The organism is Streptomyces sp. NPDC050121 (genome assembly GCF_044460385.1).
Classification (GTDB): Bacteria; Actinomycetota; Actinomycetes; order Streptomycetales; family Streptomycetaceae; genus Streptomyces; species Streptomyces soliscabiei.
Window position 1 is genome coordinate 82,267 of sequence record NZ_JBITJV010000032.1, and the last position, 11,133, is coordinate 93,399.

Here is an 11,133-nt window from a genome sequence, read left to right on the forward strand (position 1 = left end):
TCTCAGGCCACGCGGTACTGCTCGTCGCGGGCGTCGGTGAGGAACATCTGTCCCGGGGCGTGGGTGAGGGCGAACGGCGGGCGCGAGGCCGTCACCGCGGCCTGCGGGGTCACTCCGCAGGCCCAGAACACCGGGATGTCGTCCGGCGCGGCCTCCACCGGGTCGCCGAAGTCGGGCCGGCCGAGGTCGTCGATGCCCAGTCCCGCCGGGTCGCCGCAGTGTACGGGGCTGCCGTGGACCGCCGGGAGCAGACTGCTCTCCCGGATCGCCGCCGCGAGATGCTGCGGCGGCACCGGCCGCATGGACACCACCATCGGGCCGTGCAGCCGGCCCGCGGACCGGCACTGACGGTTCGTCACATACATCGGGACGTTGCGTCCCTGCTCGATGTGGCGGATCGGTACGCCCGCCCCGGTCAGCGCCCACTCGAAGGTGAAGCTGCAGCCGATCAGGAACGACACCAGGTCGTCACGCCAGTACGCGCGCACGTCCGTCGGCTCGTCCACCAGCTCCCCGTCCGCCCACACCCGGTAGCGCGGCAGATCGGTGCGCAGGTCCGCGCCCTCGGCCAGCACGGTGGTGACGGAGCCGGCGTCGGTGACGTCGAGGACGGGACAGGGCTTCGGGTTGCGCTGGCAGAACAGCAGCATGTCGTACGCCCAGTCCGCGGGCACCGAGATCAGGTTGACCTGGGTGTGGCCCGCCGCGACTCCGGCCGTGGGGCCGGTCAGGCCCGCCCGGAAGCGGGCCCGGGCGGTTTCGGGGCGCCACGCGTGCGCGTGCTCGTCGACGAGGGTGACGGGAGGGTCTTCGGTACGGGGCGGTCGGCGGTCCTGCGTGAGTATCGGACGGGTCACTCGAGTTCCTTCCCGCGGGTCTCCGGCAGCCCCAGCAGCGCCAGGGCGGCGATGGCGTAACCGATCGCGCCGAAGACCAGCGCACCGCCCACACCCCAGCTGTCGGCCAGGAAACCGACCGCGGTGGGGAAGACGGCGCCCACGGCGCGGCCGGTGTTGTACGTGAAGCCCTGTCCCGTGCCGCGCAGAGCGGTCGGATACAGCTCGCTCAGGAAGGATCCGAAGCCGCTGAAGATCGCCGACATGCAGAACCCGAGCGGGAAGCCGAGCACGAGGAGCAGGGTGTCCGCGCCGCTCGGGATGTTGGCGTACGCCAGGATGCACACCGCCGACAGCAGGGCGAACAGCCAGATGTTACGGCGCCGGCCCAGCCGGTCGGTGAGGTAACCGCCGGTCAGATAGCCGAGGAAGGCGCCCGAGATCAGGAAGGTCAGATAGCCGCCGGTGCCGACCACGGACAGGCCGCGCTCCGACTTCAGATACGTCGGCACCCAGGTCGCCAGCGTGTAGTAGCCACCCTGCACACCGGTGGAGAGCAGGCCCGCGAAGAGCGTCGTCCGCAGCAGCGGGCCCTTGAAGATCGCCGGGAACGACCCCTTGCGGGCACTCTGTTCGCGGGCGGCCGTGGCCTGCGGCGCGTCCTGCACCCGGCGCCGCATCCACACGACGAGCAGCGCGGGCAGGGCGCCCGTCCAGAACATCACGCGCCAGGCCATGTCGTCGCCGAAGAAGGAGAAGACCAGCGTGTACGCGAGGGCCGCGAGACCCCAGCCGACGGCCCAGGAGCTCTGGATCGCGCCGAGGGTGCGACCCCGGTGCTTCGCGCTCGCGTACTCGGCGACCAGGACCGCGCCGACCGCCCACTCGCCGCCGAAGCCGACACCCTGCAGGGAGCGGAAGACCAGCAGCGTCTCGTAGGTGGGCGCGAAGCCGCAGGCGACGGTGAAGACCGCGTAGGTGATCACGGTGATCATCAGGGCCCTGACCCGGCCGATCCGGTCGGCCAGGACGCCCGCCACGGCCCCGCCGATCGCGGAGGCCACCAGGGTGACGGTGGTGAACAGGCCGGTCTGGCCGCTGTCCAGACCGAAGTACGCCGCCAGCGCGACCATGCTCAGCGGCAGCGTGAAGTAGTCGTAGGAGTCGAGGGCGTAGCCGCCGAACGCGCCGGCGAAGGCGCGTCGGCCGCGCGGGCCGAGGGCGCGCAGCCAGCCCAGTGCGCCGTCGTTGCGAATGTGTTCGGTCGTGGTGGCGTGGGCGTCGGTGGTCGGGGCCTGTGGTGGAGGGGTCGTGCTCATGGGGCACCTCGCTGAGGGATGACGGAGGGTGCGGGGAGTGAGCCGTGCCGTGCCTGGAAAGGAAGGTAGAGGATCGTTGAACGATCCTTCAATACCCATGTTGTTTCGTTCTCGTGACTGCGGTTGAATTCCGGGCATGGCAGAGCAGCTGGCGGGACTGGCCGACGACCGCGCCCTCCTGGGCCGCACGAGCACGGCCGAACGGGTTTCGGACATCCTCAGGAGCCGTATCGCCGAGGGCTATTTCCCGCCCGGGACGCGATTGTCGGAGGACAGCATCGGCGGAGCGCTCGGGGTCTCCCGCAACACGCTGCGCGAGGCGTTCCGGCTGCTCACCCATGAGCGTCTGCTCGTCCACGAGTTGAACCGGGGCGTGTTCGTCCGGGTCGTGACCGTCGAGGACGTCGAGGACATCTACCGCACGCGCATGCTCGTCGAGTGCGCCGTGGTGCGCGGGCTCGGGGAACCGCCGTACACGCTGGACGGTCTCCGGGCGAGCGTCACGGAGGGCCAGGTGGCAGCTCTCGAGAATGACTGGAAAGAACTGGGTACCGCCAACTTCCACTTCCACCGGGAACTCGTGGCCCTGGCCGGAAGCGCTCGCACCGACGAGCTGATGCGCAGTGTCTTCGCCGAGCTGCGGCTTGCCTTCCACCTCGTCGGCGAGCCGCGCCGGCTGCACGAGCCGTACCTCCAGCGCAACCGCCAGATCCTGCAGGCCCTGGAGGCCGGCGACAGGCAGGGGGCGGCAAAGCTGCTCGAGACCTACCTGACCGACTCGCTGGCGCGGGTGGTCGAGGTGTACCGGCGAAGGGTGGGCGAGGACAGCGCTCCTTAGGGCCGCGGGGAACTGCGCGACAGGCCCCCACCGGCCCGCAGACGAAACACAACCGGTCGTCGCCCGCCCGACCGCCGGAGGCGTTCCGCGTCGTTTGGGTCGATGTCAGACCGAGGACCTAGTCTGTGCACCGTGACTTCGCCTGCTTCGACGGACCGTGTTCCGCCCCAGCTCAGCGCGGGGCCGCGCCCCGCGCTGGGTCCGGCCGCCGACGAGGGGCTGGCGCGGCGGCTGCGCGCGCTCGCCTGCACGGCGCCGATCCACGACCTCGACGCGCGCAAGGTCAATCTCGCCGGTGAGTACTCGGTGTACGGCATGGCGGAGCTCGCCCTCGCCGCCATCGACCTGGTCACGCTCAACATGGACTTCGACACCGGCGCAGACCACGACCAGATAGTGGCCCGTCTCCTGCCGCGCATCGCCGCACAGGCCCCGCGGCGGCCCGTCGCCGAGCACGAGCGGGTGGCTCGCTGGGTCCTGGAGAACCTGATCAACGTCGGCAGCGTCGACCGCGGCTTCCGGGCCGCCTACGGCACGTTCGCGCCGGACGGCACGTATGTGCGCCGCGACTACGACTTCAAGCTGATCGAGGAGGTCCCGGGTTACGGCGGCGCGGTCTACCTCCGCACCACCGACGAGGCGGTCAACGTCCTGGTGGGCGCCCTCGACACCGACGTCACCAGCGCGCAGATCGCCGCCGAGGTCAAGCTCGAGGTGCTGATCCGCCGAGGCCGCCTCGCCGACGCCCAGCTGGCCGCCGAGCAGGCCCGCTACCGCACCGTGCAGTACTCGGAGACCCTGCGCCGCGCCCTGGAGGCCACCCGGCGCAACGTGCGCGCGGTGGACTGGCTCAACTCCGTGCCCGACATGATCGCCGAGGCCCTCGACCACGTCGCCGACCGCTACCGCCACGAGAACGCGATCCTCACCAACATCCGCAAGGCCCGCGACGAGATCGAGGACGCGGAGAACAAGCGGCGGGCCGCCGAACTCGTCGACATCGTCAAGGACTGCATCCGCCGGCACACACTGCTGCAGTCCCGGCTGCTGGAGGCCGGTCCGCTGTTCCGCGCCGAGCAGGACCGCCAGGCGTTCGCCACCCCCATGACCTCGTCGGGGATAGACCTGTACGGGCATCTCGTCGCGCCCGTGCTGCCGCTGCCGCTGGAGCAGGCGGTCCGGGTCACGGACGCGTTCTTCGCGCGCGGGACCGGACTGCGCACGCCGGCGTCCGTGCGGGTGGGCGACCTCGTCGACCTGCTGCTGACGCCGCCGGTGGAACGGGAGCACCTGGGGGCGGAGATGCCGGAGCCGGACCTCATCGCGACGCCGGACGACAGCCGGTTCAGCGAGGAACAGCTGGCGGTCGCCAAGGAGTTGCTCGACCTGCCGGCGGACGCGCCGCGCCGGCTGTCCGGACTGCTGGCGCAGGCGCGCGGCACTGGCGACCTCGATCTGCCGTACCTGGTGGCACTGCTGGCGGTGCACGCTGCCAGCCCGGCCGTGGGCACGGCCTACCGCCAGGGCGAGGAGAAACTGCTGTTCGCCGTGGACGACGGGACGGAACTGGACGACCCGGAGTTCGGCGGGGCCGACCTCATCGTCGGCACCGCCCTGCTGGACGCCGCGGGGATGGCAGCGGACCGCACGGAGGCGGCATGAGCCGGGCGGGGAATGGGGCGGGGATTCGGACCGGGAGCCGAGCCGGGAACAGTATGGACGAGCACGAGAACACCGAGGAGCCGAAGCCGTGACCGAGCACGTCGACTGGAGCGACACGGAGGCCCCCTCCCTGGTGGCGAACGCCTCCGTCACCCCCGCCGACGCCGCCGACGCGGCGCGGCTGGTCGCCTTTGGGCTGCAGCCCAAACTGCAGCCCGCGCGGGACCAGGAGTACGCGGAGCTGCTGCGGCGCTACCGGGAGGACCCGGCGTTCGCCCGGCTCGCCGACGCCGTCGCCGCCGGGCTCGGTCTGATCGTGCTGGAGGTGTCCCCGCGCGCGGGGATGGCGGTGACCGCCGCCGAGGACTCGGTGTTCGCCGTGCGGATGGGGGACTACGCGCGTCGTACGTCCGCCGACGGCGGCGACCGCTTCCTGCACGGCCTCGCGCATCTCGCCGTCGCCGCGATGGCGTTCCCGCGGCCCGAGGACCTGGCCGACGACGGCTACATCGGGCGGGTCAGCGTCAACGGAGTCGACGCCTTCGTCCGCCAGGCCTGTCGGCGCCTGGAGGAGCGAGCGGAGGAGCAGGGCGAGAACACCGACCCCGCGACCGACGCGCCCGGCCTGGAGTCGGCCTGGCGGATCTGGGCCAGACGCAGTTCCACCGGCGCCACCAAGGACGCGCGCAGACTCGCCGGCTCGACGACCGGCATCGTCGGCAAGGCCGTCGGGTTCCTCACCGACTCCGGGTTCCTCCAGCGGACCGGCGACGACAACGGCGGAACCTACCGGACCACCGCGCGCTACCAGCTCCAGGTGCGTGACATGGCAGGCGGCGCCGCCATGGCCGAGCTGCTGGAACTGGGCGTCGTCCCGGTCACCGACGGCACGCCGACGCTGCTGCCCCCCGAGGAGACCGACGATCTGGAACTGGTGGCCGACGCCGGACTCCCGTTCCATTCCTGAGGCTCCTGAGGTCCTGAGGTTTCTGAAGCCCGAAGAACCGCCAACCCCCTGATCTGCCGATCTGCCGAAGACTTACGAGAGTCCGCCATGTACGAGCTGTCCCGGGTCCGCCTCTACTCCATCGGGCCTGCCGGTGCGCGCTATGCCGACACCGTGCTTGACCTGCGGGGCGTGGGTGACGTCGTGCCCGACCCCGCGCCCATGCAGGCGGAGTTCTTCGAGGAGGAGCCCGTCGGCCCGCCGCGCCGGCCCGCGCCCGCCGGCGTGCTCTTCCTGGAGAACGGCGGCGGCAAGTCCGTCCTGCTCAAGCTGATCTTCTCCGTGATGCTGCCGGGTCACCGCAACACCCTCGGCGGCGCCAGCTCCGGTGTGCTGCGCAAGTTCCTGCTCGCCGACGACTGCGGACACGTGGCGCTGGAATGGCAGCACGTGCTCACTGGTGAGTGCGTCGTCGTAGGCAAGGTCAGCGAGTGGCGCGGGCGGCAGGTGTCCAACGATCCGCGGAAGTTCGCGGAAGCCTGGTACTCGTTCCGGCCGGGGCCCGGGCTGAGTCTGGACAACCTGCCCGTCGCCGAGTCCACCGCGGTACGCCCGCCCGTGGAGGGAGCCTCCGGGGCGCAGGGGCGGCGGCGCACCATGAAAGGGTTCCGGGACGCCCTCACCGAGGCGGGGAAGGCGTATCCGCACCTGGAGGTGCACTGGGAGGAGATCCACGACCGGTGGATCGAGCACCTCGGCGAGCTCGGCCTGGACCCCGAACTCTTCCGCTACCAGCGGGAGATGAACGCCGACGAGGGCGAGGCCGCCGGCCTCTTCGCGGTCAAGAAGGACTCCGACTTCACCGACCTGCTGCTGCGCGCGGTGACCGACACACGCGACACCGACGGACTCGCCGACCTGGTCAGCGGCTTCGGCAACAAGCTGGGCCGCCGCGCCGAACTGATCGCCGAACGGGACTTCACCGCCGGTTCGGTGGACCTGCTGGGGCGGATCGTCGAGGCCGCCGAGGCGCGGGCACGCGCGCGTGACGTCCACGCCGGCGCCGAGCGGCGCACCCGCGCGCAGGCCCGCCGGCTGTCCGCGCGGGGCGTACGCGAGAAGGTGCGGGCCGGCGATCTCGCCCAGCGGGTCACGGCCGCCGCCTACGCCGTCACGCACTCCGAGGGGGCACGCGAGCGCAGTGCGCTGATCGCCGCCGAACTCGCCTTCCGGCACGCCTCGCTGGCGCTCGCCGCCGCCGAGAAGTCCGCCGCCGCGCAGAAGCGCGAACTCGCCGACGCCCGCACCCTGCACTCCGCCTGGCAGGCCGCCGAGGCCGTGCTGCGCCATCGCGCCGCCGCCGACCGCGTCGCCCGTGTCTCCGCGGCCATCCAGGAGGCCGAACGCGACGCCGCGCCCGCCCTCGCCGCCCGCGCCAAGGCCGCAGTCGACCTCGTCCGGGCCCTGCACGCGGCCGCCGAGAGCGCCGAGACCCTCGCCAACGAGGAGGAGGAGCGCTCGGCCGCCCTCCAGGACGTCGGCGAGTCCGCCCACCGCGACGCGACGTCCGCCGCCACCGACGCCCAACGCGCCCGCAGCGAGGTCGGGCACCTGCGCCAGCGCCTCGCAGAGGTGGAGCAGGAGACCGCCGAGGCCGTGCGCGCGGGCTGGCTCGACGACAGCGCGCCCGACGCCGATCCCGCGCGAGCGGCCCTCGCCGCCAGCGACGCCGAGAAGACGGCCGTCGCCGCCTGGGACATCGCCCGTGAGGCCTCGCACAGAGCCTCCGAGCACGCCCGCGAGGCCGCCTCCGCGGAGTCCCGCGCCGAGCTCACCGCGGCCCGCGCGGCGGACGCGGCGACGGCCGCGCAACGGTCGTACGAGGCCGAGCAGCGGCTCGCCGAGTCCCTGGCCGGTGAGGAACGGCTCGCCGAACTGCTCGGCCTGACCGGCGGCGGCGCCCCCCGGCAGATCCCCCGGCCTCGTCACGACGGCGAGCCGGACGACGGCTCCTCGCTCACGCCCGAGGACCTGGACCGCTGCGCCGACGAACTGCGCGAACTCCTCGACGACGCCGTCTCCTCCGCCGAACGGCAGCTGTTCGAGCTGCGCACCGCCGCCGCCGACGACTCCCGCATCCTCGGCGCGCTCGGCGACGGCGGACTGCTGCCGCCGGGGCCGGACGTGCTGGCCACCGTCGAGTTCCTCGGTGAGCACGGCATCCCCGCCCTTCCCGGCTGGCGCTACCTCGCCCAGGCAGTCGACCCCGTGGACCACGCGCGCGTGCTCGCCGCCCGGCCCGAGCTCGTCGACGGCGTGATCATCACCGACCCCGACTCGCACGCACGCGCGCGGGAGGCGCTCGGTGAGGCCGCGCTGCTGCCGCGCTCGGCGGTGGCCGTCGGCACGGCCGCCGCTCTGCTCGCACCGACCCCGGCCGCCGACACGCGGAGCGACGACGTCTTCCTCGTCCCGCCGAACCCGGCCATGCACGACGAGCACGCCGCCGACGAGGAACGACAGGCGCTGCGCGCGCGGGCGACCGAGCGGGACGAGGACATCCGCCGGCTCGCGGCGCGCCTCGGCAAGGACCGGGAGCTGGCCGCCCGGCTGGCCTCCTGGCGTACCGGCTGTCCGGCCGGGCGGCTCACCGAACTCGCCCACGCCGCCGGGGAGGCGCGCGAGTTCGCCGAGGAGTCCGAGGCCGAGCTGGCCGAGGCGCGGACCGTACGAGCGGAGGCCGACGAGACCGCCGCCGAGGCCGCCCAGGTGCGCGACGAGCGCCAGGAGGCCGCGCAGAAGGCCCGGCGGGCCGCCGACGCTCTCGCCGGACTCGCCTTCCGGCTGCGCGAGCGGGCCGGCTGGCAGGTCAAGGTACGCGAACTCGCCGACGAGGCCGCCGAGTCGGAGGCCCGCGCCCAGTCCTGTCTGGAACGCGCCCGCGCCGCCGACGAGGATCGCCGCGGAGCCCAGCGCGCCGCCGACGACGCCCGCCGCACCGCCCGTGCGCTGCGCGCCGAACGCGCCGAGATCGCCGGCGCCCCCGACGACGTACCGCAAACCGACCCGGACGCGTCCAGGGCGTCCCTGCCCGCCCTCCGCGAGGCCTACCGGGCCGCCTCCCAGCTGTACGAGAAGGTCGGCGTCGGCGCCGACCTGCGGGCCGAGCAGGCCCGCGCGGAGGGCGAGGAGAGCGCCGCCCGCACGGACCTGGACCGGCTCAGCAACAAGGTCCGTACACGTGCCGAGCAGTTGCTGCAGTCGCCCGACGGCTCCGACGGGCCGTCCCGGCAGGCCGCCGCCGCACGCGCGGAGGAGCTGGTGCAGCTCCTGGAGACCCGTATGTCCACCGCGAGCGAGCAGCTCGGGCGACTGCGCGGTGAGCACGAGCGGCTCGCGCCCGAGGACGGCGAGGCCCACACCGGGCTGGCCGAGGAGCTCCAGCCGCGCGACGCCGAACACGCGCAGGCGCTGTTGCGCACCGCGACGGCCGAACTCGCCTCCCGCACCGAGGCGTTGAGCCAGGCCCGCGAGGCGCACGCCGAACTGCTGGCCGCCCACCGGGCCGCCGAGGACGCGGCCGGCGGCTTCGACGAGATCGCCGCGATGCTCCGCGACCTGCTGCGCGAACACCCGCAGGAGGAGGAGCAGGAGGAGCCGGAGCCGTACCCCGGCACCCTGGAGGAGGCCCGCCATTCGGCTGCCGAGGCCCGCCGCTCGTTGCGCGGCTGCGCCGCCGACCTGTCCGCCGCCGAGTCCGCCGTACGCGAGGCCGGCGACATCCTCGTCCGGCATGCCAACTCCACCCGCTACGAGCAGGTCCGCACCCCCGCACGCCAGCAGATCCGTGAGCTGCCCGCCGCCGCGCTGCCCGAGCACGCACAGAAGTGGGCCGACGCGTTCGCACCCCGACTGCGTGTCCTGACGGACGAGTTGGCGCAGCTCGAGCGCAACAGGGACTCGATCGTGGACCGGCTGCGGGGGCTCGTCGAGTCCGCGCTCGCCACCCTGCGCTCGGCCCAGCGGCTCTCCCGCCTGCCCGAGGGACTCGGCGAGTGGTCCGGCCAGGAGTTCCTGCGCATCCGCTTCGAGGAACCGGATCAGGCCACCCTGACCGAGCGGCTCGGCGAGGTCATCGACGACGCGACCCGGGCGGCCGTCAAGAAGAACTCCGACCTGCGGCGCGACGGCATGTCCCTGCTGCTGCGCGGGGTCGGCGCGGCCCTAGAGCCCAAGGGCGTCGCAGTCGAGATCCTCAAGCCCGACGCTGTCCTGCGCGCCGAGCGGGTCCCCGTCGGTCAGATGGGCGACGTGTTCTCCGGCGGCCAGCTGCTCACCGCCGCCATCGCCCTGTACTGCACCATGGCGGCCCTGAGGAGCAACGACCGGGGCCGGGACAAGCATCGGCACGCGGGCACGCTGTTCCTCGACAACCCCATCGGCCGCGCCAACGCGACCTATCTGCTGGAGCTCCAGCGCGCCGTCTCGGACGCCCTGGGCGTGCAGCTCCTGTACACGACCGGCCTGTTCGACACGACGGCGCTGGCTGAGTTCCCGCTGGTCATCCGGCTGCGCAACGACGCCGACCTCCGGGCGGGCCTGAAGTACATCAGCGTCGAGGAACACCTCCGCCCGGGCCTGCCGCAGCAGCCCCAGGCGGGGGAGGCGGTGCACAGCGAGATCACGGCGACCCGCATGTTCAAACGGCCGGTACCCGACAGCGCCCCCTGAGGGGCGGTGAGGCAGAAGGCGTACTCCGAGGTGGGGTAGCCGTTGAGTCGCCGCTCGCTTCAGGGACGCGTCGGCCGGCTTCAGGAGTGGGACAGCTGCCCGGTGCCGCTCTGCCTGCGTATCCGCTCCTGCCGGCGTTCGGCCACCCGTGCCTGCCGTCGCGCCCGGCGGCGCTCGCGGCGCAACGAACGCGCCGTGCTGCTCGGTGTCGACACCACGCCGTTGCGCTGGTTCCACACCTGCCGCGTCACCCAGACGTCCAGCGCGCCCCAGGTGGCCAGCACCGTGCTGACCACACCGCTGATCACCATCGGGAAGGCCAGCCAGGATCCGGCGAGTGTGCACAGGAAGGCGACCATCGCCTGAATCAGTGTCACGGCGATGAGGAGCACCGCACGCACGGCCGCCGTACGCACCGGGTCGGGCATTCGGCGTCGACGTGCGGGCTCCTCCACCCACAACGGCCGGTAGGCCGCCCGCTGTTGCCCCGAGGCGGCCGCACCGGGCTGCCGGGCGCCCTCTCGCTTCGCACCGACGGACTTCGCGGCCGCCGGGACGCCGCGGTCGGCCGACCCTCGCGTGCCCGTCGAACCGTCACGCCGCTCCGCTGTCATATGCCTGTTCGCCGGAATGTCGCGATCCCGTGCCTCGGGATCCCGCAGCGCGGTACCGCGCGCCGCCGCGCCGTCCTCGGGTGCCTCACGCCGCTCCGCCGTGCCCATCACCGTGTCACTCCCCACCGCCAGCAGTCCGCTCGCCTCCGGGTCGAAGACCCGGCTCCCCAGTGGCTGCCCGGCTTGC

At 73.1% G+C, this 11,133-nt stretch carries 7 protein-coding genes; 4 read left to right on the forward strand and 3 right to left on the reverse strand.

Annotated elements, in window-relative coordinates; all coding sequences use genetic code 11:
* Positions 1-2 precede the first annotated feature (2 nt).
* Positions 3-857 (reverse strand): putative hydro-lyase, encoded by an 855-nt coding sequence (locus ACIBTS_RS36270; protein WP_399324943.1) that lies wholly within the window; start codon positions 855-857, stop codon positions 3-5.
* A complete protein-coding gene (locus ACIBTS_RS36275; RefSeq protein WP_399324944.1) occupies positions 854-2,155 on the reverse strand; it encodes an MFS transporter in 1,302 nt (433 codons plus the stop codon). Before ACIBTS_RS36275 ends, ACIBTS_RS36270 begins: the two co-directional genes overlap by 4 nt.
* 136 nt (positions 2,156-2,291) lie before the next feature.
* On the opposite strand from ACIBTS_RS36275, the gene ACIBTS_RS36280 reads away from it, so the two are divergent.
* From ACIBTS_RS36280 to ACIBTS_RS36295, 4 genes are all read left to right on the forward strand, one after another.
* The gene (locus tag ACIBTS_RS36280) at positions 2,292-2,993 is read left to right on the forward strand and encodes a GntR family transcriptional regulator (RefSeq protein WP_079663587.1); all 702 of its coding nucleotides are present in this window, start codon (positions 2,292-2,294) and stop codon (positions 2,991-2,993) included.
* Between the two features lie 132 nt (positions 2,994-3,125).
* Entirely contained in the window at positions 3,126-4,655 is a 1,530-nt protein-coding gene (locus ACIBTS_RS36285) for a hypothetical protein (protein WP_319671793.1), read from the forward strand.
* Positions 4,656-4,743: 88 nt separating this feature from the next.
* Positions 4,744-5,622, forward strand: a complete 879-nt coding sequence (locus ACIBTS_RS36290; protein ID WP_399324945.1) for a hypothetical protein — start codon at positions 4,744-4,746, stop codon at positions 5,620-5,622.
* A gap of 87 nt (positions 5,623-5,709) precedes the next feature.
* Positions 5,710-10,332, forward strand: a complete 4,623-nt coding sequence (locus ACIBTS_RS36295) for a hypothetical protein (protein WP_399324946.1) — start codon at positions 5,710-5,712, stop codon at positions 10,330-10,332.
* Positions 10,333-10,412: 80 nt separating this feature from the next.
* Here the strand turns inward: ACIBTS_RS36295 and ACIBTS_RS36300 are convergent, their stop codons facing one another.
* A complete protein-coding gene (locus ACIBTS_RS36300; RefSeq protein WP_399324962.1) occupies positions 10,413-11,054 on the reverse strand; it encodes a hypothetical protein in 642 nt (213 codons plus the stop codon).
* Between the last annotated feature and the right edge of the window lie 79 nt (positions 11,055-11,133).

Bases quoted from the DNA above. Each gene is read 5' to 3' on its own strand.
- ACIBTS_RS36275 (WP_399324944.1), bottom strand. From the start codon at position 2,155: ATGAGCACGACCCCTCCACCACAGGCCCCGACCACCGACGCCCACGCC.
- ACIBTS_RS36280 (WP_079663587.1), top strand. From the start codon at position 2,292: ATGGCAGAGCAGCTGGCGGGACTGGCCGACGACCGCGCCCTCCTGGGC.
- ACIBTS_RS36300 (WP_399324962.1), bottom strand. From the start codon at position 11,054: ATGGGCACGGCGGAGCGGCGTGAGGCACCCGAGGACGGCGCGGCGGCG.
- ACIBTS_RS36295 (WP_399324946.1), top strand. From the start codon at position 5,710: ATGTACGAGCTGTCCCGGGTCCGCCTCTACTCCATCGGGCCTGCCGGT.